Consider the following 22335-nt stretch of genomic DNA (forward strand, 5'->3'; position numbering starts at 1 on the left):
TTCCCGCAGCGCGGCGTGCAGGTGAGGCGACCCTTCCCTCACCCGTGACGTGCGTTACGGCAGGTGCGGGACTGCCGCCGGGTGTGGCTCGCGCGAGCCGTCCGTCACCGGCGGGCCACCTGCCGTTAACGTCCCCCGCCATGACCGCGGTGGACCTGCCGTTCCCGGCTGCCGCCGCCCCGGCCCTCGTCGTCCCCGGGACGGCGGACGCGCCCTTCCCGGCCCGGGCGCGCGTGCGCGTCCTGACCGTGGTGCTCTGGACGGCGCTCGCGGGAGCGTTCGCGGCGACCTGCGCCACGGCCGGGCTGCCGACCGACCGGGTGGTCCTGCTCGGCTGGGTGCTGGCCGCGCTCGGCGTGCACGCGGCCGGCGCCGGCCTGCGACGGATGGGCCGCCTGCTCGCCGACTGGCTCCCGCTCGCCGCCGTCCTGCTGGCCTACGACGCGAGCCGGGGACTGGCCGACGGGCTGGGCATGCCGGTGCACGTCGCCGAGCTGGCCGACGCCGACCGGTGGTTCACCGGCGGCGTGCTGCCCACCGTGTGGCTGCAGGAGCACGTGCAGGCGGAGTGGTGGCTGGCACTGGCCTCGCTGGTCTACAGCAGCCACTTCGTGGTCACGCCGCTGGTCCTCGGGGTGCTGTGGGTGCGCGACCGCCGACGCTGGGGGCGCTGCGCCCGCGCGGTGGTGGCCCTGTCGGTCGCCGGGCTGGCCACCTACGTGCTCTATCCCGCCGCGCCGCCGTGGCTGGCCGCCCGCGAGGGGGTCATCCCGCCCGTGGAGCGGCTGAGCAGCGCCGGCTGGGAGGTGCTGGGCCTGCCGCGCGCCGGTGCGCTGCTGGACTCGGGACAGGGGCAGGTCAACCTGGTGGCCGCCGTGCCGTCGCTGCACACCGCCTTCGCCGTCCTGATGTGCGGTGTCCTGTTCCCCCTGGCACGCCGGTGGTGGCAGCGCACCGCCCTGGTCGCCTACGCGGTGCTGATGCCGGTCGTGCTCGTCTGGGGCGGCGAGCACTACGTCGTCGACACCCTGCTCGGCGGGGCCTACGCGGCCGGTGTGCTGCTCGTCCTGCCGTCGCTGGAACGTGCCGGCCGGGCCGGGCTGCGCCGGGCGGCGGCCGCCCGACCCGCCCTACCGTGGCGGTCGTGAGCGATCGGATCGACGTCCCCGAATGGCTGACCGGGGCCGGCCGGATCACCGTCCTGACCGGCGCGGGGATCTCCACCGACAGCGGCATCCCCGACTACCGCGGCCCGAACGGCGTGTGGACGCGCGATCCGGACGCCGAGAAGCTGGTGACGCTGTCCTACTACGTCTCCGACCCCGGCATCCGTCGTCGCGCCTGGCTGATGCGCCGCGACCTCGGCGTGGGTGAGGTGCGGCCGAACGCCGGTCACCGCGCGCTGGTCGAGCTGGAGCGGCAGGGCCGGCTGCGGGCGCTGGTCACGCAGAACGTCGACGGGCTGCACCAGGCGGCCGGCTCGTCCCCGGGGACGGTGCTGGAGCTCCACGGCACCGTGCACGAGGTCGAGTGCCTCTCCTGCGGCGACCGGACGACGACGGCGGAGGCGTTGGCCAGGGTCGACGCCGGCGACCCCGACCCGGCGTGCCTGGTCTGCGGCGGCATCCTCAAGACCGCGACGATCAGCTTCGGCCAGGCCCTCGACGCCGCCGTGCTCGACGCGGCGGTCGTTGCGGCCGGCGACTGCGACGTCTTCCTGGCGGTCGGCACCTCGCTCGGCGTGCACCCCGCGGCCGGGCTGACCGACGTCGCCGCCTCGGCGGGGGCGAAGGTGGTCGTCGTCAACGCCGAGCCCACGCCCTACGACTGGATGGCTGCGCTCGTCGTCCGCGAGCCGATCGGCACCGCCCTGCCCGGGCTGCTGGCCTCGTGACCCTGCTCGCCGTCCACCTCGGACTGGTGGCCGCCTACGCCGGGTTCCAGTGGACCGTGCGGGCGCTGGTCTACCCGCAGATGTCGATGGTGCCGCCGAAGGCGTTCCCCTCCTACGAGCACCGCCACCAGCGGCTGGTGACCCGCGTGGCTGGCCCGCTGTTCCTCGGGCAGGCGGTCACCACGCTGTGGCTGCTGGCCGACCGGCCGCCGGGCGTGCCGCTGCTCGCCGTCCTCGCCTCGGCGGCCTGCCTCGCCGTCGTCCTGCAGCTCACCGCGCTGGGCGCGGTGCCCCAGCACCGGGTGCTGGACCGGGGCTGGGACGAGGCGGTGCACCACCGCCTGGTACGCGTGGACACGCTGCGGGCCGTCACCGCGACCGCCGGTGTCGCCGCGGCCCTGTGGCTGCTCCTGTCCGCGACCTGAGCACGCCGCGGCCCGCCCCCGGGGAGGGAGCGGGCCGCGCCGCCTGCGGTCACCCGACGACGTGCCCGTGGGTGAACAGGCCGGCGGGGTCGACCCGCCGCTTGACGGCGAGCAGGCGCCGGCGGTCCGTCTCGTCCCACAGCGCCGCCACCTGCGCACCGGTGACCGCGCCCGCGAAGTTGAGCAGCGAGTGCCCGGTCGACCAGGGGGCCAGCGACGCCACCACGGCGTCCACGACCGCGGGCACCACCGCGGCGACGGGCGGGAACATCGGCCCGAGCACCCAGAAGGAGAAGGCGGCGTCCCGTCCGACGACGGCGTTCGGGACGGCCGGCGCCCGGCCCACGGCCCCGCCCAGGTGCCGCAGCTCCGCGAGGACCAGGGGCACCTCCACCTCGGGGCCCGCCGCGGACAGCAACGCGTCCACGGTCTCGGCGGTGAGCTCCCGCAGCAGCGTCCCCCGGTCGTACGTCGGCATGGGGTCCGTCGGGTCCATGTGGATGGCGTCGACCGCGCCGAACGGCATCTCGCCGAGCGCGTCGAGCAGCGCCGGCGCCACCGCGCGCATCGGTGCGACGAGCGCGGCGCCCTCCGCCGCGTCGCCCAGGTGGGCCACGCGCAGGTGCACCACGGTCTGCCCGCGCAGCGGCTCGGGCAGCGCCGGGTCGGGCGGGAGCCGGAGGACGGCGATCGAGGTCGTCGTCTCCTCCGGGAGGGTCGGCGCCCACTCCCGGTAGGCGTGCAGGAGGTCGCGGGTGGCGGACCCGGGGAAGAAGACGCCGCCGCCGTAGAGCCGGGCCACCGGCACCAGGTCGAACTCCAGCGCGGTGACGACGCCGAAGCTGCCCTTGCCGCCGCGGAGCGCCCAGAACAGCTCGGGGTCGCTGACCGCGTCGACCGTGCGGATCTCGCCGTCGCCGGTGACGATCTCGGCGCTGCGCACGTGGTCGGCGGCGAAGCCGTGGCGGCGGGCCAGCGGGCCGAGGCCGCCGCCCAGGGTGTAGCCGACCGCGCCGACGTGCGACGACGACCCCGACAGCGGGGCCAGGCCGTGCGGGGCGGCGGCGTCGATGACCGCGCGCCAGCGGACGCCGGCGCCGACGCGGGCGGTGCGGGCCACCGGGTCGACCGTGACCTCGTCGAGGCGGGACGTCGTGACGAGGACGGCGCCGGTCAGAGCCGAGGTCAGCCCGTGACCGGTGGCCTGCACGGCGACCGACAGGCCTCGCTCGGCGGCCCAGCGGACCGTGGCGGCGACGTCGGCGGGGCAGGTGGCGCCGACGACGACGGCGGGGGCAGGGGTGTGGGTCGTGGTGAACGGTGCGACCTCGGTGTCGAGGCCGGGGTCGCCGGCGCAGAACACGGGGCCGGTCACGGCGAGCTCGAGCTCGGCGCTGGACAGGTCGGGGACGGTGCTGGTCATGGCGGGACTCCTCAGGTGGGTGGGGGAAGGGGTGGTGTGGGCGCTCAGCGCCCGGCGGAGACCTCGACCTCGACGGCCATGCCGGGGATGGCGAGCCGGGAGACGCCGAGGAGGGTCGTGGGCGGGGTGGCTCCGGCGGCGGCCAGCCGCTCGCCGAGCACGTCCCAGGCGGCGAGGACGGCGTCCAGGTCGACGGCGTAGACGGTGAGCCGCAGGACGTCGGCCCAGTCCATGCCGGCCGCCGCGAGGACCGACTCGACGTTGGCCACGGTCAGCGCGAGCTGGGCGGCCGGGTCGTCCTCGTGCAGGAGGGCACCGGCGGCGTCGACCGGCCCCTGGCCGGCCACGGTGAGCAGCTGCGCGGGGGCGGGGCGCAGCTGGCCGTGGTCGAATCCGAAGGCCGCGCTCCACGGCGTGGGGTTGATCCGCTCGACGTGAGCGGTGGTGGCTGTCATGGCGACCAACCTGGGCCGCCGCGGTCCCGGCGCCCATCCCAGCGACTTGGGGACTTCGCCCCCCAGGACTCTGGGGGTTCCCGGCGGCGGCCGACAGGGCCACACTGCTGCGCCGTGACGACGATGCTGGCCGAGCGCGTGCGGGCGCAGGTCGACGGGCTGGCCGCGAGCGGGCTGGACGTCGACACGTTCACCGCGACCGCCTTCGACGTGCTGCGCCGGGCCGTGCCCTTCGTCGCGGGGTGCGTCGGCAGCGCCGACCCGGCGACCGGGCTGATCACCGGGACGGTCAAGTACGGCGTGCTCACCCACGAGACCGACGACGAGTGGGCGCACTACGAGTACGAGGTCGACGACCCGACGGCCTTCCTGCGTGTGGCGCGGCTCCCGGGCGGGGTGCTGGCGCTCGGTGAGGCGGGCAGCGGCCTGGTCGGCCGGTCCCCGCGGTTCCAGGACTTCCTCCGCCCGGTCTGGGGTTTCGACGACGAGGTCCGGCTGGCCCTGCGCGCCGAGGACAGCACGTGGGGGTTCATGGCCCTGTTCCGCGAGGGCAACGGGGGGTTCACGGCCGCCGACCAGGCGTTCCTCAGCAGCGTCGCGCCGTCCCTGGCCACGGGCCTGCGCGCCGGGCTGCTGGTGACGGCGGCCGGCCGCGCCACGGAGGTCGACGGGCCGGCCGTGGTGGTCGTGGACGCCGCCGGAGAGGTCGTGTCGGCCAGCCTGGGCGCCGAGGCGCGGGTGGCCGACCTCGGCGGCGGGCCGCTGGGCCGCTCCGCGCTGCCGATGGCGCTGCTGACCCTCGTGCGGGCGGCGCGGCGGGCCACGGTCGAGGGGCGTCCGGCGCTGCCGCGGATGCGCCTGCGGACCGCGTCCGGCTCGTGGGTCGTCGCGCACGCCTCGCCGCTGCTCGGCCGGGACGGCACCGGCACCGACGTCGTCGTCACCATCGAGGACGCGCGGCCGCCGGAGATCATCCCGCTCGTCGTGGCCGCCTTCGGCCTCACGCCACGGGAGCGGGACGTCGTCGCGCTGGTGCTGCAGGGCGTCGACACCACCGCGATCGGCCGTGCCCTGCACCTGTCGGCCTACACCGTCCAGGACCACCTGAAGTCGGTCTTCGACAAGGCCGGGGTCCGCAGCCGCCGGGAGCTGACCGCCCGCGTCTACCACGACCAGTACGCGCCGCGGCTCGCCGCGGGCAGCGACGTCGCCGCGTCCGGGTGGTTCGCGACGGCTGCCGGAACGGCCGTCGCGCACTAACGTCCGCCCCATGCGCGTGCCCCTGACGACCCGCGACTTCCTCGACCGCGCCGAGCTGGTCTACGGCGACCGCATCGGCATCGTGGACGAGCCGGCCCAGCCGGCGCCCTCGCTCGGCGAGGTGACCTGGCGGGAGGTCGCCCGCCGCGGCCGCGCCCTCCAGGCCGGCCTCGACGCCCTCGGGGTGGGGGCGGGGGAGCGGATCGCGGTGGTGAGCCACAACGCCGCGCGGCTGCTGGAGGTGCTGCTCGCCGTCCCGTCCTCCGGCCGGGTGGCGGTGCCGGTGAACTTCCGGCTGTCGCAGGAGGAGGTCCGCTACATCGTGGGCCACTCCGGTGCGCGGGTGCTGATGGTCGACCCGGAGCTGGAGCCGGCGCTCGGCGGGGTGTCGGCCGAGCACCGGCTGGTGATCGGCGAGGAGTACGAGCAGCTGCTGCGCTTCGACGCGGAGCCGGTGCCGTGGGCCGAGCCCGACGAGGACGCGACCGCGACGATCAACTACACGAGCGGGACGACGGCGCGGCCCAAGGGCGTGCAGATGACCCACCGCAACCTGTGGGTCAACGCGGTCACCTTCGGCATGCACATGCAGGTCAGCGACCGCGACGTCTACCTGCACACGCTGCCGATGTTCCACTGCAACGGCTGGGGGCTGCCGTACACGATGGCCGGGCTGGGTGCCCGCCAGATCGTGCTGCGCAAGGTGGACGGCGCGGAGATCCTGCGCCGCGTCGAGCAGCACGGCGTCACGATGATGTCCGGGGCGCCGGCGGTGTGGAACGCCGTCCTGGAGGCGGCCGAGCAGTGGGACGGCGAGATCCCCGGCCGCGACCGCGTGCGGGTCGTGGTGGCCGGAGCGCCGCCGCCCTCGCGGACCATCGCCCGCATCGAGGCCGAGCTCGGCTGGGAGTTCAACCAGATCTACGGCCTGACCGAGACCGCGCCCCTGCTGACCATCAACCGTCCGCGCGCCGAGTACGACGACCTCGAGCCGGAGGAGCGGGCCAAGCGGCTGTCGCGGGCCGGGGTGCCGGCGCTGGGCACCCGCATCGCGATCAGCGAGTCGGGCGAGGTCCTCGCGCAGGGCAACACCGTGCTGGCGGGCTACTGGGAGAACCCGGACGCCTCCGGCGAGGCCCTGGAGGGCGGCTGGTTCCACACCGGTGACGGCGGCACGGTCGACGACGGCGGCTACGTCACGATCTCCGATCGCAAGAAGGACGTGATCATCACCGGTGGCGAGAACGTGTCCTCCATCGAGGTGGAGGACGTGCTCTTCAGCCACCCCGCCGTCGCCGAGGTGGCCGTGATCGGCGTGCCCGACGACAAGTGGGGGGAGATGGTCACCGCGCTCGTCGTCCTCGCGGAGGGCGAGGAGGTCGGCGAGGCCGAGCTGGTCGCCCACTGCCGCGCCAGCCTCGCCGGCTACAAGGTGCCCAAGCGGGTGGAGTTCCGCGACGAGCTCGCGCGTACCGCCACCGGCAAGATCCAGAAGTTCAAGCTGCGCGAGAGCTTCTGGGCCGACTCGGAGCGCCAGGTCAACTAGGTGGCCGCGGGGCCGGCCCGCCCTCGGCGGCCGCTGACGAGTGACGAGGCGGCGCTCCACGATGCGTTCCTCCGCCTCGAGTTCACGGGGTCGGAGCGCTGCGCGGGCAGGCCCCGCAGGTCAGCGCGGCGCCCGGCTGCACCTGCGGGTGCGGGACCCTCGACCTCCACGTCCCCCTCGACCCGCCGCGCTCGCCGGCACCGAGCCCGCTGCCGGTCGAGGGCCTGGTGGTCGATGCGGACGGCGAGCCGCGCGGGGGCCTGATCGTCTTCCTCGACGGTGGCCTGCTCTCCTCACTCGAGGTCTACTCCTGGGCCGATGCCCCGTTGCCTCTGCCACTGGTGGACCGGGTGCGGTGGAACGGGCCTTCAGGCGCTGTCAAGGGCCGCCGCTCATGTGTGAATAGGCGTCTGAGCTGGGGAAACGCCTCGCCGGACCACCGCTGACCCGCTAGAATCGAACACACATTCGAAGGGGTGAGGAGGCGGTCGTGGGCGAGCTGCGGTCGGCACTGGACGAGCTCGCCGGCCTGGACCTCGACGAGCTCACCGACGGGCCGCTGCTCGATCACGTGCGTGAGCTGGTCATGACGTCCCACCGTCTGTCGGCGGCGCTGACCCGGGCGGTCCGCCGGGCCGACGTGCGGCTGGCGTGCGAGCACGACGGCGCCAAGACGATGCAGTCCTGGCTGCGCGGGCACCTGCGGGTCTCCGGTGCGCTGGCCAAGGACCTGGTGGTTCACGCGCGCGTCCTCGACCAGCTGCCGGCCACCGAGGCCGCGTTCGCCGCCGGACTGATCGGGGTCGATCAGGTCGAGGTGATCGCCGAGATCGCCAAGCCGGCCAATGCTGAGCTGGCCGCCGAGCAGGGCATCGACATCGCCGCGGTGGAGGCCGCGCTGGTGGAGCTGGCCTGCCGCGGCACCCACCGCGATCTCCAGCTGGCCGTCGGGGAGTACCTGGCCAAGCTCGACCCCGACGGGAAGGAGCCCGACCCCACCGAGGAGCGGGCGTTCACGATGGTCCAGCACCCCGACGGCACGTGGACCGCGGGCGGCAGCTTCGACGCCGTCGGCGGGCAGAAGATCGCCACCGCGCTGGAATCGATCTCCGCCGCGGGTCGCTGCGCCGGCGACACCCGCAGCCGCGCCCAACGCGGCGGCGACGCCCTCGTCCAGCTCGCTGACCTCGCGCTGGCCTCCGGGCAGCTGCCGGTGCTACGCACCGTCAAGCCGCACGTGATCGTCACGATCGGCATCGACGACCTCGTTGACCCGACCACCGGCCCCGCCGCCGCCGACACCGGCCTCGGCGCCACCATCTCCGCCGCCCGCGCCCGCTGGATGGCCTGCGACTCCACCGTCAGCCGCATCGTGCTCGAACCTGACAGCCTCCCCACCGACCTGGGCCGCGACCACCGCGTCGTCCCACCCCACATCCGCGGAGCCGTCGAGCTCCGCGACCAGACGTGCGTCTTCGCCGGCTGCGAGGCCCCGAAGTGGTTCTGCGACAGGAAGGACCCCCGTGCCCCCCGCCCCTCGCAGGCTCGCGGCGGGCCCCTGCACGGGGGCCATCGCAGGAAGATGCGAACGCCACCACACCAAGGTCCACCACGGCTACCGCGTCGAACGCGACGACACCGCACCACCCGGAGCCCGATGGCGCACCTACCGCCCCGACGGCACCGAGATCGTCATCCACCCACCGCTGCGCACCTGACGCCCTCCAGCCCCGACCACCCCGCGGCCGAACCCGGCCGCGGGGCACCAGCGCGTGCCCTGCCGGGTGCCGTCGGGACTCACCCCGACGGGTGAGGGGCGGTCAAGGGTGAGGTCGGGGGCGCCGTTCCCGAAAGGGTGAACAGCGCTGCGCGGACGAGGCGACGACCAGCACGGATGTCCCGATGGGCCGTCCGGGGAGCAGGCACCGGCATCACCGCACTGGTCCTCCTCGGGATCGCCCCGGGCGTGGCCTCGGCCGCGCCGAGCGCCTCGGAGGTCGCCGCGGCACAGGCCGAGCGCGACGCCGCTGCCGCCCAGGTGGGTCAGCTGAGCGCGGAGCTCGCCGCCGCCGAGGCCGCCGCCGCGCAGGCGAGCCAGAACGCGCAGATCGCGCTGCAGGACTACGAGGAGACCCAGGCCGCCCTCGAGGCCGCCCGCGCCGCCGAGGCCGCCGCCCAGGCCGCCGTCGACCAGGCCCAGGCCGAGCTCGCCCAGGGTCAGGCGGAGGTCGCCGACTTCGCGCGCACCAGCTACATGCAGGGCACCACGGCGCCGGGCATCACCGCGCTGCTCACCTCCGGCAGCCCCACCGAGCTGATGGAGCGCGCCGCCCTGCTCGAGGCGGCCGGCACCCACCGGGTCGACGTCGTCGGGCAGCTCACCGTGCTGGAGGAGCAGGCCACCGCCGCCGAGCAGGAGGCCACCGCCTCCGCCCAGCAGGCAGTCGAGCTGGAGGCCCAGGCATCGGTGCAGCTGGATGCCGCCGTCGCCCAGGAGACCGCCGCCCGCGAGCAGACCGCCGCCCTCACCGAGCAGCGTGCGGTCGTCGAGCAGCAGCTGCAGGTCGCCGAGTCAGAGGTCGGCCGGCTGACCGCGGAGCAGCAGGCTGCCGCCCGCCAGGCCGCCGCGCAGCAGGCCGCCCGGCCCGCGCCGAGCGCGCCGTCGTCCGGTGGCTCCGCGCCGCAGGGCTCGTCCGGTGGCGGCGCGCCGCAGAGCCAGGGTGGCGGTGGCAGCAGCGCGCCCGCGCCGGCGCCGCCGAGCAGCAACCCCGCACCGGTGAGCACCACCGCGGGCACGCCGTCCGGCTCGGTCGTCGACCGGGCGATCGCCGCCGCGCGCAGCCAGCGCGGTGTGGTCTACAGCTGGGGCGGCGGCAACGCCAGCGGCCCGACGTACGGCATCCCGCCGGACACCGACGTCTACGGCTTCGACTGCTCGGGTCTGATGCAGTACGCCTACGCGCAGGCCGGCGTCCAGGTCGGCGGGACCAGCCGCGACCAGTACTACCGCTTCCGCGACCGCACGGTGGCCCGCAGCGACCTGCAGCCCGGCGACCTCGTGTTCTGGGGGAGCGGCGCGTCCTACACGACGATCTACCACGTCGCGCTGTATCTCGGCGGCGGCCGGATCATCGCCGCGCCGCAGAGCGGGGACGTCGTGCGCGAGATGAACATGTACTACGGCAACGACTACTACGGCGCCGTCCGCCCCACGGGCTGACGCCGCAGGGCCCACCGGCCCCGGAGACGGATCAGGGCCTCGCGCGGTGCGCGAGGCCCTGGACGTCAGGGCGTCGGGCAGCCACGGGGGGAGCTGCCCGACGCACCGGCGAGGTTAGCAGCCTCCTGGCCCGCGGGGCAGGGGGACGGCGTGTCGCGTCGCGTCGCGGCCGTCCTGACCGGCTCGGGCCGCAGGTGTAGGACACTGGGCCGGGGACGGGTACGCCGTCCCCCGCCGGCCTGCCCAGGCCGGACCCGGCACGAGCAGGGAGCGCAGTGACCCAGGCCGCCAGCACCTCCGCCGACAGCCCCCAGGGCGCCACCGCTGCGAGCGGTCAGCCCGTTCCGCCGGCGGCCGACGCGGCCCGCATCGAGCGGGCCCTGTTCGAGATCAAGCGGGTCATCGTCGGCCAGGACCGCCTGGTCGAGCGGATGCTCGTCTCGCTCCTGGCCCGCGGCCACGTGCTGCTGGAGGGCGTGCCCGGCGTGGCCAAGACCCTCGCCGTCGAGACGCTGGCGACCGTGGTCGGCGGCAAGTTCGCCCGCCTGCAGTTCACCCCCGACCTGGTGCCGGCCGACATCGTGGGCACGCGCATCTACAAGGCCGGGCTGGACACCTTCGACACCGAACTGGGCCCGGTGTTCGCCAACTTCGTCCTCACCGACGAGATCAACCGCGCGCCGGCCAAGGTGCAGTCGGCGCTCCTCGAGGTCATGGCCGAGCGCCAGGTCTCGATCGGCGGGGTCACCCACCCGCTGCCCGACCCGTTCCTCGTGCTGGCCACCCAGAACCCGATCGAGTCCGAGGGCGTCTACCCGCTGCCCGAGGCGCAGCGCGACCGGTTCCTCATGAAGGTGCTCGTGGACTACCCGAGCCCGGAGGAGGAGCGCGAGATCATCTACCGGATGGGCTCCACGCCCCCGGTGGCCGAGACGGTCCTCGGCCTGGACGACCTGCGCCGCATGCAGCGCACCGCCTCGCAGGTGTTCGTCCACCACGCGCTGGTCGACTACGTCGTCCGCCTGGTGGTCGCCACCCGCGCCCCGCGCGAGCACGGCATGGACGACGTCGCCTCGTGGGTGACCTACGGCGCGAGTCCGCGTGCCTCACTGGGTCTGATCTCCGCCAGCCGGGCGCTGGCGCTGGTCCGCGGGCGGGACTACGTGCTGCCCCAGGACGTCCTCGACATCACCGCCGACGTGCTGCGCCACCGGCTGGTGCTCTCCTACGACGCGCTGGCCGACGGGGTGCCGGCCGACCACGTGGTCAAGCGGATCCTGCAGACGGTGCCGCTGCCGCAGGTCACCCCGCGCCAGCGCTCGGGCGGCTTCGGGCCGTCGGTGCCCGGCGGGCCCACCGTGCCCGGCTTCGGCGGGCCCGGGCCGCAGTTCGGCCCGCCCGGGCCGGCGCCGCAGTTCGCCCCGCCCGTGCCCGGCCAGGCTCCGCACGCACCCGCCGCTCCGGCCGGCCCGCAGGGTCCCGGCAGCAACGGCTACGGGCACGGGCCGCAGTCGGCGTGAGACTCCGGCGCAGGGCGGCCGCCGAGGCGGCCCCGCCCGAGCAGGACGCCGCCGAGGCGCCGCGTGACGAGCAGCCGGCCGAGGACGGCGACGCCGAGCAGCCGGACGGCGGTGCGGAGGCGACTCCCGACGCGCCTCCGGCCGAGGAGACGCCCACCTGGGTGACCGACCGGGGGAACGGCGCACCGCCGAACTTCGCCGAGGGGCCGGCCGACGTGCTGCTCCAGCGGTTGGAGCTGACCGTCCGCCGGCGGCTGGACGGCCTGCTGCAGGGCGACCACCTCGGTCTCGTCCCCGGCTCCGGCACCGAGGCCGGCGACTCCCGGACCTACCACCCCGGCGACGACGTCCGTCGGATGGACTGGCCCGTGACGGCGCGCACCCAGGTCCCGCACGTCCGCGAGACGGTCGCCGACCGCGAGCTGGAGACCTGGGCGGTGGTCGACCTCTCGGCGAGCCTGGACTTCGGCACCGCCAACTGCCAGAAGCGCGACCTCGCCATCGCGGGGCTCTCGGCGGTCAGCCACCTCACGGTGCGCGGCGGCAACCGGCTGGGTGCCGTGGTCACCACCGGAGAGCGGGTCGACCGCTACCCGGCGGCCGGTGGACGGCTGGCCGCCGACAGGCTGCTGCGCTCGGTCGTCGCGACGCCCCGCGCCGCGGGCGGACGCCGCGGTGACCTGGCCGCGGCGCTGGAGAGCCTGCGCCGGCCACCGCGCCGCCGCGGGCTCGTCGTCGTCATCTCCGACTTCCTGGGCGACAGCGACTGGGAACGGCCGTTCCGGCTGCTGTCGGCCCGCCACGAGCTGCTGGCCATCGAGGTCGTCGACCCGCGCGAGCTGGAGCTGCCCGACGTCGGGCTGCTGACCGTCGTCGACCCGGAGACGGGCCAGACCCTCGAGGTGCCGACCGGCGACGCGGAGTTCCGTGCCCGGTTCGCCGCCGGGGCCGCCGCCCAACGCCAGCAGATCGCGCGGGCGCTGCGTCGGGCGGGCGCGGGTCACCTGCAGCTGCGCACCGACCGTGACTGGCTCATGGACGTCGTCCGTTTCGTCGCCGACCGCCGGCGCGCCGGTTCCGGAGGGGCCTCCCGATGACCTTCCAGACGCCACTCTGGCTGCTCGGCCTGGCGGCGGTCGCGGCCCTGGTGGCGCTGTACGTCGTCCTCCAGCTGCGCCGCAAGAAGTACGCCGCGCGCTTCACCAACGTGGCGCTGCTGGGCACGCTGGTGCCCAAGCGCCCGGGCTGGAAGCGGCACGTCGCCTTCGGCCTGGTGACGCTCGCGCTGGCCGTGCTGATCGTGTCGCTCGCCAAGCCCAGCACCGAGGTCCGGGTGCCGCGCGAGCGGGCGACGGTCGTCATGGCCGTCGACGTGTCGATGTCGATGGAGGCCACCGACATCGAGCCCACCCGGTTCGAGGCGATGCAGGTGGCGGCCAAGGAGTTCGTGGACGTCCTCCCCGAGGAGATCAACCTCGGTCTGGTGGCGTTCTCCGGCACGGCCACGACGCTGGTCACGCCCACCACCGACCGGGGCCAGGTCCGCGCGGCCATCGACAACCTGGAGCTGGCGGAGGCGACCGCGATCGGTGAGGCCGTGTTCGCCTCCCTGCAGGCGATCGCGAACTTCCAGTCGGCGCTGGGGGAGTCCGAGGAGGAGGTGCCGGCGCGGATCGTGCTGCTCTCCGACGGCTCCAACACGGTCGGCCGCAGCACCACCCAGGCGGTCGACTCGGCGCTGGACGCCGGGGTGCCGGTGTCCACGATCGCCTTCGGCACCGACTACGGCAGCGTCGAGATCGAGGGCGACTCGGTCCCGGTGCCCGTCGACCGGGCGGCGCTGGAGGAGATCGCCGAGGAGACCGGCGGCAGCTACAGCGAGGCGGCCAGCGCCGCGGAGCTGGAGGAGGTCTACAGCGACCTCGGCAGCCAGATCGGCTACACGACCGAGCCGCAGGACGTCAGCTACTGGTTCGTCCGCGGCGGCGTGCTGCTGGCGCTGCTCGGCTGCGTGATGAGCCTGCTGTTCACCAACCGCCTGCTGTAGCGGAGTCGCTCGAGTGCGGTTTCCGCACTCGAGCGACTCCGCTCGTGCTTCAGACGGTGAAGCCCCGCTGGCGGCGCAGCAGCTTCTTGATCATGAACAGCGTCTGCAGGACGGTCACCAGGTAGAGGACCGGCCAGCCGATGGACAGGATCGCCGACTGCACGCCGACGTCCTGCTGGCTCCACGCGTAGATCAGGACCAGGAACGTGGCCAGCGCGCAGACCGCCGGCATCACGTACGCCGACCCCCGGCCCTTCTCGGCAGCCGCCTGCGCCGCCCAGTTGTCCTTCTCCGACCGCGAGAGGAACTGCACCCAGGCGCTCACGAAGTGCCCCATGCGGATCCACATGTAGAGCTCCGCCGGGGCGAAGAGGAACGCGTAGAGGATGTCCGAGGCGCTCTTGTCGTGCATCGACAGGGCGATCCGGAGGTTCAGCAGGGTGGCGACCGCCGGCGGGATGAGCCAGATCGGGTTGAACACGAACGCGTCGATCGACAGCGCCGCGGCCAGCAGCAGCAGGAACGACATGCGGGTCCCGATGTTGAAGACCATCGAGATGTTCTCGTACCAGCGCAGCCGCAGGTTGGGGTGCAGGGGCTGGCCCTTGGTGTCCCCGCGCTGACCCGGCCACAGCAGGTCGAGCCCGCCGAAGTTCCACTTCACCTGCTGGCCGTGCAGCGCCCGCAGCGTCGTCATCGGACCGACGAACGCCCGTGCGTGGGCGCTGATCTTGGTGCTGAAGCCGGCGTCCTTGATCTGCAGGGACAGCTTCGAGTCCTCGACCTCCGAGTCGCGCACCCACGGGGCGGCCTGGTGGTTGCGGTACATCACGGCCTCGAGCGCCCGCATGCTGAAGAGGCTGCACTGCCCGCCCAGCACGGCCATGTTCCGGCCGCGGACGAGGTTGTCCATGTTGAAGCCGGCGAACTGGGCGCGCTGCCCGGCGACGAGGTACCTCGCCATGGCGCCCTTCACCTGCGACTTGTCGAAGGTGTAGATCGCCGACAGGCCGCCGATGCGGGGGTCGGTGACGATCTCCTTCTCGAGCCACTCGACGCAGCGGCGGTCGAGGGTCGTGTCGCCGTCGACGCCGAGGATGTAGTCGTGGCCGCGGCTCACGTAGTAGCCGAAGTTGAGCGCGCCGACCTTCTTGTCCGGGTTCTCGCCGATGTCGTGGACGTGGACCACGGTGTGGTACGCCTCGCCCTTGACCACCCGGAAGTGCTCGCCGGCGAACTGGCCGGCGATCTCCGGGGTGTCGTCGTCGGTGTTGTTGATGACGACGTGGATGGCGTCCGGCGGCCGGGTCTGCGACAGCAGCGAGGTGAGGACGTCGGCGATGGTCGACTCCTCGTTGTACGCCGGGATGACGCAGCTGATGGTGGCGGTGCGGCGCTGCTCCTCGTGGACCGCGCCACCGAACTCGGCGGGCACCAGCGAGGTGATGTCGGGGACGCCCTGCTCGGAGCGGGCGAGCAGGTGCACGCGGTCGGTGGCCCGACGCATGCCGTGGACGACGAGCTCGGTCATGCGGAGGCCTCCTGGAGGAGCGGCAGCTCGAGGGTGTCGAGCACCGTCTGGCGGTAGTAGCGCTGGGAACCCGGCTCGGTCTCGACGAGCAGGTCGAACTGGACGTAGAGCGTCACCGCGTCGGCGGTGGGCGCGGACTCGGGCACGGTGAACGCGGTGCTGTAGCTGAACGGCCGCATGAGCGCGAACTCGCCGCGGTCCTCGACGGCCACGGTGCGGCTGACGCCGTCGTCGGCGGTGACGACGAAGCGGGTCACGAGCACCTCGGTGTCCTCCTCCGAACCGCCCTCGACGTGGGCCGAGAGCTGGAGGTTCTTCTCGCCGGTCGTCGTCCAGGCGGTGGCCTGGTCGGCGGTCCAGTAGTCGATGACGACGTCCTGGGCCCCGGCGGCGAGGACCCGGGTGAGCGAGCCGCTGTCCAGGTCGCCCGCAGGGCGGACCGGGGCGGTGGACGTGGCCGAGGCCACGGCACTCGCGGCGTCGGTGGACCCGGCGTCGGTGGACCCGGCGTCGGTCGCCTCGGCCGGGCTGGACTCGGCGGCCGAGTCCGGCGTCAGGTCCGGGCTCATGCTGAGGTCGGGCAGCTCGCAGCCGGTGACCCCGGCGAGCAGAGCGAGTGACAGTCCGAGCGTTGCGGCACCTGGTCCGAGGCGCCCGGATCTGAGCGTGCGTCGTGACACGAAATCCCCCCGTGTTCGATCGATGACGACCGCACGAGGAGAGAAACGGCGCTGTCCCCCAACTGCGGCCGTGACCGACCGTAGGGACGGGCGGGGGAGCTGTGGGGCGTCTCCACCCGATCAGGCGAGGGCGTTCGTCCGAGTGGGTGAGACGCGCGCCACGGGGGTTTGGTCGCCGGTCACCCGCGGTGACCGGCGGCCCCCGGATCAGCGACGAGGGTCGAGGACCAGCTTGCCGGTCGTGCGGCGGGCGCGGAGGTCCTGGTGGGCCTCGCGGACGGCCGACAGCGGGTACTTCCCGCCGATGACGGGCTCCAGCGCGCCGTCGCCGACCAGCTGCAGGAGCTCGGTCATGGCGTCGTCCATCATCTGCGGCCGCGCCATGCAGTGGGCCAGCCAGAAACCGATGACGGCGCGGCTGCGCTGCATGAGCGCGCCCGGCGGCACCGCTGCGGTCTCCTGGCGGGCGGCCATGCCGTAGGTGACCAGCCGGCCGAACGGCGCCAGCGCCGACAGCGACCCGGCGAAGACGTTGCCGCCGGTCATCTCGAGCACGATGTCGACCGGCTTGCCGCCGTTGGCCTCGCGCAGCGCGCCGGCGAAGGCCTTGGGGTCGTCGTCGGCCAGCGCCGGGTCGACGGAGGCGTCCGCGCCGAGCTCCTCGGTGAGCGCGCGCTTCTCCGGGCTGGAGGCGGTGGCGATGACCCGGCCGGCGCCCCAGCGCTTGGCCAGCTGGATGGCCAGCGAGCCGACCCCGCCGGCGCCGGCGATGACGACGACGGTCTCGCCCGCGGCCAGGTGAGCGCTGGTGCGCAGCAGGTGCCACGCGGTCGAGCCCTGGAGGACGACGGACAGCGCCTGCTCGTCGGAGACGGGGTCCGGGACCTGCCAGGTGAGCCGCGGGTGCGCCGACACCTTCTCCGCGTAGCCACCGCCGTCGAGCAGACCGACCACCCGCGGCCCGCCGCCCGCGAGCGAGCCGACGAACTCCGCGCCCGGGATCAGCGGCAGCGTCTGCGGCGCGAGGTAGCTGTTCTCGGCCTGGTGGGTGTCGGCGTAGTTGATGCCCGCGGTGGAGACCTCGAAGAGCTGCTCACCGTCCCCGGGCGTCGGGTCGGGCAGGTCGACGACGTTCATGACCTCGGGTCCACCGAACTCGGTGATCTGGACTGCGCGCATGGAGAGGACGCTAGGGGACGACGTCGGCGGAGCGGTACGCGGCCGAGTGCCGCCCCAGACCGGCCGGACCGCCAGGTCGTGCACTCCGCTGGTAGCGACCACCTCCTCTCCTGCGTCGCTCCTCGCCGTGCTGAGCGGGACGGCCGCACGACGTGTGGCTCGCGCGCCGCGTCCACTGGCAACCGTCGTACGTCGAACGTATGTTCGATACATGCCCCCGATGCCAGTACTGCTCCGCGGTTGCCTTCGGGGGAGCGCGCTCCAGGTGCCGGATCTCGCCGGAGGTGTGTCATGACGATGTCGACGCTGAATCGACCCCAGGAAGTCGCCCGTTTCGTCCTCTACGACGCCGGGCGGCAGCACACGCCGCCCATCCCCGTGCCGATCGAGGTCGACGAGGACCTGCCGGCGGGCTGGCGGCGCGACCCGGCGAACCCCCGTCGCGTCCGCCTGCCGGACCCGGGCCGTTGTCCGCACGGCTCGTTCCTCCGGTACGCGGCGCGGAACTGCTGTGCTCGCGGTCGGGGGACCGCCGACACCGGACCGGCGGTCGCTCGCCGGCCCCTTAGATCCGCGTGCCGGGCGGTCGGCGACGCCGTCGACGATCTGGGCTGGAGCCCACGGTCACGGACGTCGAGCGCGTCCGGTCCGAGGAGTGTGCTGGCCGAACGCCGTGCAGGGTGACGACGACCGGCAGACGTGCAGCCGCTCGTCAGATCACGGGCAACGCGGCGAGCCGGGCCGCCAGGTCCGCGTTACGACGTAGGAAGGGCGCCCACCCGTCGGGCGCCCTGCTGCCCGGCCGCGACCGTGTGCAGGTCTCCTGCTCCCAGGCGCGGAGCCGGCCGTCCCGGATGCGCAGCCGCACCACGACGTCGTCCGCCCAGGCGGTGACGGTCCGGTCGCCCTCCTCGGCGGGCACGGTGACCCGCTGCGGCGCCACCACCCACTCCAGGGCCTCGATCTCCTCCTGGAGACGGGCGGCGGCCTCGTAGGCCTGCGCCTCGGCCGCGGCGTCGCGCCGGGCGGCCAGTGCCGCGAGTGCGTCGGCGACCGCCGTCGGCTCGCGGTCCAGCACGGACTCCACGGCCCTCGCCAGGTGCGCCACGGGCCGGTCCTGCCCACCGCGCAGCCGGGCGAGCTCCCGCGCGCCGGCGCTGCGCGTGGGGCCGGCATGTGCGATCGGGTACAGCCGGTTCAGTCCGGACACGGCCAGCTTCACCTTGCGGGCCCCGAGGTAGGGCCCGAAGCAGCGGGCGCCGGGTGCGGGATCGGAAGCGGGGGCGAGGCCCAGTCGGGGCGCCTCCGGGAACGGGTCCAGCCGTATGCTGACCGGCACCTCCAGGCCGCCGACGATCCGGTTCCACGGTGGCATCGACCGCTCGAGCAGGTTGCGTTCGGCCCAGGCGGCCTCGTGCGGGGAGTCGCAGACCAGCGCCTCGATCCGGGCGACCCGCACCACCATCCGCCGCAGGTGGCGGCGGTCGCGAAGCTCGCCCCAGTACGAGCTGACGCGGGAGCGCAGCTGTCCGGCCCGCCCGACGTAGAGCACGCGGCCGCCGTCGTCCCGGAATCGGTACACGCCCGGAGCGGCCGGCAGCACGGCGACGGCGTCCGGTCGGGCGGGCATGCCCCATCGTGCGCACGGGACGGGCGCCGGTGGGGGCGCCACGCCCCACGGCTCCCCGGTGCCCCACCGGTCACATCCGGGACCGGTGGGGCCTCAGGTCGTCAGGCGGTCTGCGCCTCGCGACGCGGGAGCACCCAGTCGGGTCGCACGTAGTGGCAGGTGTAGCCGAAGGGGATCTTCTGGAGGTAGTCCTGGTGCTCCTCCTCGGCCTGCCAGAACGGGCCCGCCGGCTCGACCTCGGTGACGACCTTCCCCGGCCACAGGCCCGAGGCGTCGACGTCGGCGATCGTGTCCAGGGCGACGAGCCGCTGTTGCTCGCTGGTGTAGAAGATCGCCGAGCGGTAGCTGCGGCCCACGTCGTTGCCCTGCCGGTCCTTCGTCGACGGGTCGTGGATCTGGAAGAAGAACTCCAGCAGCTCCCGGAACGAGATCACCTCGGGGTCGAAGACGATCTCGACCGCCTCGGCGTGGTCGCCGTGGTTGCGGTAGGTGGCGTTCGGGGTGTCGCCGCCGGAGTAGCCGACCCGGGTGGTGAGGACGCCGGGGCGCTTGCGCAGCAGGTCCTGGGCGCCCCAGAAGCAGCCGCCGGCGAGGATCGCGGTCTCAGTGGTCACGTGTGCCTCCTTCTCGTCGAGCACACCCGGTGAACACCGCGACCGGGGCCGGTGTTTCCACCCGGGCGCGACGCTCACCAGGGGACGACGCCGGCGTCCTCGAAGAACCCCCCGGTCGGGCCGCCGTCCGGCAGGGTGGCCAGGCGGATCGGGGTCCGCGCGCCCTCCTGCGGGGTGCGCACGCCGCGGAAGCCGTTGAGGTCGGTGGCGACGAAGCCGGGGCACGCGGCGTTGATCAGGATGTTCGTGCCGGCCAGTTCCCGCACGTACTGCAGCATCACGGCGTTGAGGAACGTCTTCGACGGCGAGTAGGCCACCGCCACGGGCCCGGTGGTCAGCGCGCCGTCCGGGCCGGACTGCCGCGTCAGCGACCCGACACCGCTGGACACGTTGACGATGCGCGGCGACGGCGCGCGGCGCAGCAGCGGGAGCATCGCGTTGGTGACCCGGATGACCCCGAGGACGTTGGTGTCCACGACCGACCGGAGGACGTCGAGGTCGGCGGTGCTCGGGGTCTGCCCGTGGACGTCCCCGGTGATGCCGGCGTTGTTGACCAGGGCGTCCAGCCGGCCGGTGTGCCGCTCGATGAGTTCCGCCGCGGCGGCCACGCCGGCGTCGTCGGTCACGTCCAGCGGGACGCCGAACGCGTCGACGCCGGTGTCGCGCAGCCGGGCGACCGCTGCGTCGCGACGGTCGGCGTCCCGCGCGCCGACGCCGACGGTGTAGCCGAGCGCGCCCAGACCCGCTGCGATCTCGTAGCCGATGCCCTTGTTCGCCCCGGTGACCAGGGCTGTCTTCTGCTCGCTCATGATGTCGAGCCTGCGACCGGCCCGCTGCCGCGTCCACGACCGTCTCGTCCGCCGGCGATACCCCAGGGGTATGGACGGGCCTACCCTCGGGCGGTGGACACGCGCGAGCTGCGGTACTTCGTCGCCGTCGCCGAGGAGCTGCACTTCGGCCGGGCGGCGCAGCGGCTGAACATGGCGCAGCCGCCGCTGTCGCGGGCGATCAGCCAGCTCGAACGCCGCCTCGGGACGTCGCTGCTGGAGCGCAGCAGCCGCTCGGTCTCGCTGACCGACGCCGGTGCGGTGCTCCTGCGCGAGGGTCGGATCGCCCTCGACGCCCTGGAGGCGGCCGAGCAGCGGACCCGCCGCGCCGCGCTCGCCACGCCCGGGGTCGTGCTCGCCACCAAGGCCGGCGCCTCCGAGGAGCTGCTCGCCAAGCTGCTGCACGCCTACGCCGCCGAACCCGGAGCCGTGCCCGTCGACGTGGTGCTCTGCGGGCCGGGACAGCAGGAACGGCTGCTGCGGAGCGGCCGCGCGGACGTGGCCCTGCTGCACCGGCCCTTCGACGGGACGGCGGGACTGGACACCGAGGAGCTGCTCACGGAGGGGCAGGTGGCGGTCCTGCCGTCCGGTCACCCGCTGGCCGGCCGCCGGCAGCTGCGCCTCGCCGACCTCGCGCACGTGCCGGACCTCCCGCACCCGCGCTGGCCCGACGCGGACGGCTCCTACGCGCCCGGACCCGGACCGGAGGTCCGCGACCACACCCAGCTCCTGCAGCTCGTCGCGCTCGGCCGGACGTCGGTGGTCCTCCCCGACTCGGTCCGGTCGATGCTGCGCGAGGGCGTCGTCGCCGTGCCCGTGGTGGACGCCCCGCAGGTCACGACCGTCATCGCGTGGCCGCCGCACAGCCGGTCCCTCGCCGTCGCCGGGCTGGTCCGGACCGCGCTCCGCCTCTGACGACGACCGACCTGTCGGACGCCGGGGCGGCGCATCCCCCGATCGGGGCGCACCATCGACGAGGTGTCCGGCCAGGGGAGAGGAGACGGCGTGCAGGTGGGGGAGCGGAGAGGGCGTCGGCGCGCCGGCGGCCTCGGCATCGTCGTCGTCCTCGCGGTGCTCGGCGGTGCGGGACCGGCCACGGCCGCACCCGCGGACGACGCGCGGCAGGCCGCCGAGGCGGCCGCGGGCGAGGTGGAGCGGTCCCTCACCGAGATCGGGACGGCGCAGGCGGACCTCGCCCGTGCCGACGCCGACGTCGCGCTGGCGGCGGGTCGTGCCGCGGAGGCGCAGCAGGCGTACGAGCAGGCGCAGGCCGACGTGCAGGCCGCCGACTCCGCCGCCCGCACGGCGCAGGACGGCCTCGACGCGGCCCAGGCCTCGGTCGGCGAGTTCGCCCGGAGCAGCTACATGTCCGGGAGCACCTCGCCGACCCTGGAGAGCCTGCTCACCTCGGGCAGCCCCGCGCAGATCGTGGAGCGCGCCGCGCTGCTCGACGCGGTGGCCGACCACCGGTCGGCCGTGGTGGAGCAGTCGGTCGCGGCCCAGCAGCAGGCGGAGGCGGCCACCTCGGCCGCCGACACCGCGGTCTCCCGCAGCGAGGAGCTCCGGCAGGAGGCGCGGACCGCGCTGGCCACGGCCGAGACGGTGCGGACCGAGGCGGTCGCCCGCGTAGCCGACCTGCAGGCCCGCCAGGCGGAGCTGCAGGCGCAGCTCGATGCGGCGCGGGAGTCGCTCGTCGCGCTCGAGGCCCAGGCCGCGCCACCACCGCCGCCGCCCGCGCCGGCTGCGCCTGCGCCCTCGTCGACGTCGACGTCGGCACCCCGACCGGCTCCCGCGCCGGCGCCGGCGCCGGCGCCGGCGCCGCCGGCCGCGTCTCCGGGGAACGACTGGGACGCCGTCGCCCGCTGCGAGTCCGGCGGGAACTGGAGCATCAACACCGGCAACGGCTACTACGGCGGGCTGCAGTTCAGCCAGCGCACCTGGGACGGAGCAGGCGGGCGGGCCTACGCCCCGCGCGCCGACCTGGCCACCCGGGAGCAGCAGATCGCGGCCGCCGAGGTGGTGCTGGCGCGACAGGGGCCGGGTGCCTGGCCGACCTGCGGCCGGCTGCTCTGATCCGTCCGGCC

19 protein-coding genes and 1 pseudogene are annotated in these 22335 nt (G+C 74.6%); 12 read left to right on the plus strand and 8 right to left on the minus strand.

Annotation, left to right across the window (positions count from 1 at the left end; genetic code table 11):
- Positions 1 to 140: 140 nt before the first annotated feature.
- Genes DQ240_RS01095 through DQ240_RS01105 form a run of 3 tightly spaced genes read left to right on the plus strand, consistent with a single transcriptional unit; the run spans position 141 to position 2319 of the window.
- The gene (locus DQ240_RS01095; RefSeq protein ID WP_113837784.1) at positions 141 to 1148 is read left to right on the plus strand and encodes a phosphatase PAP2 family protein; all 1008 of its coding nucleotides are present in this window, start codon (positions 141 to 143) and stop codon (positions 1146 to 1148) included.
- Complete coding sequence (locus DQ240_RS01100) at positions 1145 to 1894, plus strand: Sir2 family NAD-dependent protein deacetylase (RefSeq protein ID WP_233498389.1); 750 nt, start codon at positions 1145 to 1147, stop codon at positions 1892 to 1894. Before DQ240_RS01095 ends, DQ240_RS01100 begins: the two co-directional genes overlap by 4 nt.
- Entirely contained in the window at positions 1891 to 2319 is a 429-nt protein-coding gene (locus DQ240_RS01105) for a DUF1772 domain-containing protein (RefSeq protein WP_113837785.1), read from the plus strand. The genes DQ240_RS01100 and DQ240_RS01105 overlap by 4 nt, the downstream gene beginning before the upstream one ends.
- A gap of 49 nt (positions 2320 to 2368) precedes the next feature.
- Here DQ240_RS01105 and DQ240_RS01110 read toward each other — a convergent pair whose 3' ends face one another.
- Positions 2369 to 3742, minus strand: coding sequence for an FAD-binding oxidoreductase (locus DQ240_RS01110; protein ID WP_113837786.1), 1374 nt, complete (start codon positions 3740 to 3742; stop codon positions 2369 to 2371).
- Between the two features lie 44 nt (positions 3743 to 3786).
- Positions 3787 to 4197, minus strand: a complete 411-nt coding sequence (locus DQ240_RS01115; protein ID WP_113837787.1) for a RidA family protein — start codon at positions 4195 to 4197, stop codon at positions 3787 to 3789.
- A gap of 123 nt (positions 4198 to 4320) precedes the next feature.
- Here DQ240_RS01115 and DQ240_RS01120 point away from each other — a divergent pair, with 123 nt between their 5' ends.
- The 7 genes and pseudogenes from DQ240_RS01120 (at position 4321) to DQ240_RS01150 (ending at position 13790) form a co-directional block, all read left to right on the plus strand.
- A complete protein-coding gene (locus DQ240_RS01120) occupies positions 4321 to 5457 on the plus strand; it encodes a response regulator transcription factor (RefSeq protein WP_113837979.1) in 1137 nt (378 codons plus the stop codon).
- A 10-nt stretch (positions 5458 to 5467) separates the two neighbouring features.
- Positions 5468 to 7003, plus strand: coding sequence for an AMP-binding protein (locus DQ240_RS01125; protein ID WP_113837788.1), 1536 nt, complete (start codon positions 5468 to 5470; stop codon positions 7001 to 7003).
- 490 nt (positions 7004 to 7493) lie between these two features.
- On the plus strand, positions 7494 to 8816 hold the full coding sequence (locus DQ240_RS01130; RefSeq protein WP_233498390.1) for a DUF222 domain-containing protein: 1323 nt from the start codon (positions 7494 to 7496) through the stop codon (positions 8814 to 8816).
- A gap of 81 nt (positions 8817 to 8897) precedes the next feature.
- Positions 8898 to 10223 carry a C40 family peptidase gene (locus tag DQ240_RS01135; RefSeq protein WP_113837789.1) on the plus strand — a complete coding sequence of 442 codons (1326 nt, stop codon included), beginning with the start codon at positions 8898 to 8900 and terminating at the stop codon, positions 10221 to 10223.
- A gap of 239 nt (positions 10224 to 10462) precedes the next feature.
- Positions 10463 to 11521: pseudogene (locus DQ240_RS01140) on the plus strand (AAA family ATPase); the annotation flags it as partial.
- A gap of 218 nt (positions 11522 to 11739) precedes the next feature.
- Positions 11740 to 12840, plus strand: coding sequence for a DUF58 domain-containing protein (locus tag DQ240_RS01145; RefSeq protein WP_113837791.1), 1101 nt, complete (start codon positions 11740 to 11742; stop codon positions 12838 to 12840).
- Positions 12837 to 13790 (plus strand): VWA domain-containing protein, encoded by a 954-nt coding sequence (locus tag DQ240_RS01150; RefSeq protein WP_113837792.1) that lies wholly within the window; start codon positions 12837 to 12839, stop codon positions 13788 to 13790. The genes DQ240_RS01145 and DQ240_RS01150 overlap by 4 nt, the downstream gene beginning before the upstream one ends.
- Positions 13791 to 13839: 49 nt before the next feature.
- On the opposite strand, the gene DQ240_RS01155 is transcribed toward DQ240_RS01150, so the two are convergent.
- The 6 genes from DQ240_RS01155 to DQ240_RS01185 form a co-directional block, all read right to left on the minus strand.
- On the minus strand, positions 13840 to 15321 hold the full coding sequence (locus DQ240_RS01155; protein ID WP_113837793.1) for a glycosyltransferase: 1482 nt from the start codon (positions 15319 to 15321) through the stop codon (positions 13840 to 13842).
- Positions 15318 to 15890 (minus strand): hypothetical protein, encoded by a 573-nt coding sequence (locus DQ240_RS01160; RefSeq protein WP_113837794.1) that lies wholly within the window; start codon positions 15888 to 15890, stop codon positions 15318 to 15320. Before DQ240_RS01160 ends, DQ240_RS01155 begins: the two co-directional genes overlap by 4 nt.
- A 318-nt stretch (positions 15891 to 16208) precedes the next feature.
- Positions 16209 to 17180 carry a zinc-binding dehydrogenase gene (locus tag DQ240_RS01165; protein WP_113837795.1) on the minus strand — a complete coding sequence of 324 codons (972 nt, stop codon included), beginning with the start codon at positions 17178 to 17180 and terminating at the stop codon, positions 16209 to 16211.
- A 712-nt stretch (positions 17181 to 17892) separates the two neighbouring features.
- Positions 17893 to 18810, minus strand: a complete 918-nt coding sequence (locus DQ240_RS01170; protein WP_113837796.1) for a hypothetical protein — start codon at positions 18808 to 18810, stop codon at positions 17893 to 17895.
- A 101-nt stretch (positions 18811 to 18911) separates the two neighbouring features.
- The gene (msrA, locus tag DQ240_RS01175; RefSeq protein ID WP_113837980.1) at positions 18912 to 19424 is read right to left on the minus strand and encodes a peptide-methionine (S)-S-oxide reductase MsrA; all 513 of its coding nucleotides are present in this window, start codon (positions 19422 to 19424) and stop codon (positions 18912 to 18914) included.
- 74 nt (positions 19425 to 19498) lie between these two features.
- Positions 19499 to 20233: an SDR family oxidoreductase gene (locus DQ240_RS01185; protein ID WP_113837797.1), complete on the minus strand. Its 735-nt coding sequence runs from the start codon at positions 20231 to 20233 to the stop codon at positions 19499 to 19501.
- A 93-nt stretch (positions 20234 to 20326) separates the two neighbouring features.
- Here DQ240_RS01185 and DQ240_RS01190 point away from each other — a divergent pair, with 93 nt between their 5' ends.
- Together DQ240_RS01190 and DQ240_RS24350 are read left to right on the plus strand one after the other, a co-directional pair.
- The gene (locus DQ240_RS01190) at positions 20327 to 21166 is read left to right on the plus strand and encodes a LysR family transcriptional regulator (RefSeq protein ID WP_113837798.1); all 840 of its coding nucleotides are present in this window, start codon (positions 20327 to 20329) and stop codon (positions 21164 to 21166) included.
- A gap of 90 nt (positions 21167 to 21256) precedes the next feature.
- The gene (locus DQ240_RS24350) at positions 21257 to 22324 is read left to right on the plus strand and encodes a transglycosylase family protein (RefSeq protein ID WP_304548192.1); all 1068 of its coding nucleotides are present in this window, start codon (positions 21257 to 21259) and stop codon (positions 22322 to 22324) included.
- The last annotated feature ends 11 nt before the right edge of the window (positions 22325 to 22335 follow it).

The organism is Blastococcus sp. TF02A-26 (genome assembly GCF_003319125.1).
In the GTDB taxonomy this organism is placed as follows: Bacteria; Actinomycetota; Actinomycetes; order Mycobacteriales; family Geodermatophilaceae; genus Trujillonella.

Bases quoted from the DNA above. Each gene is read 5' to 3' on its own strand.
- DQ240_RS01160 (WP_113837794.1), bottom strand. From the start codon at position 15,890: ATGAGCCCGGACCTGACGCCGGACTCGGCCGCCGAGTCCAGCCCGGCC.
- DQ240_RS01115 (WP_113837787.1), bottom strand. From the start codon at position 4,197: ATGACAGCCACCACCGCTCACGTCGAGCGGATCAACCCCACGCCGTGG.
- DQ240_RS01095 (WP_113837784.1), top strand. From the start codon at position 141: ATGACCGCGGTGGACCTGCCGTTCCCGGCTGCCGCCGCCCCGGCCCTC.
- DQ240_RS01120 (WP_113837979.1), top strand. From the start codon at position 4,321: ATGCTGGCCGAGCGCGTGCGGGCGCAGGTCGACGGGCTGGCCGCGAGC.
- DQ240_RS01125 (WP_113837788.1), top strand. From the start codon at position 5,468: ATGCGCGTGCCCCTGACGACCCGCGACTTCCTCGACCGCGCCGAGCTG.
- DQ240_RS01150 (WP_113837792.1), top strand. From the start codon at position 12,837: ATGACCTTCCAGACGCCACTCTGGCTGCTCGGCCTGGCGGCGGTCGCG.
- DQ240_RS01155 (WP_113837793.1), bottom strand. From the start codon at position 15,321: ATGACCGAGCTCGTCGTCCACGGCATGCGTCGGGCCACCGACCGCGTG.
- DQ240_RS01165 (WP_113837795.1), bottom strand. From the start codon at position 17,180: ATGCGCGCAGTCCAGATCACCGAGTTCGGTGGACCCGAGGTCATGAAC.
- DQ240_RS01185 (WP_113837797.1), bottom strand. From the start codon at position 20,233: ATGAGCGAGCAGAAGACAGCCCTGGTCACCGGGGCGAACAAGGGCATC.
- DQ240_RS01170 (WP_113837796.1), bottom strand. From the start codon at position 18,810: ATGCCCGCCCGACCGGACGCCGTCGCCGTGCTGCCGGCCGCTCCGGGC.
- DQ240_RS01135 (WP_113837789.1), top strand. From the start codon at position 8,898: ATGTCCCGATGGGCCGTCCGGGGAGCAGGCACCGGCATCACCGCACTG.
- DQ240_RS01110 (WP_113837786.1), bottom strand. From the start codon at position 3,742: ATGACCAGCACCGTCCCCGACCTGTCCAGCGCCGAGCTCGAGCTCGCC.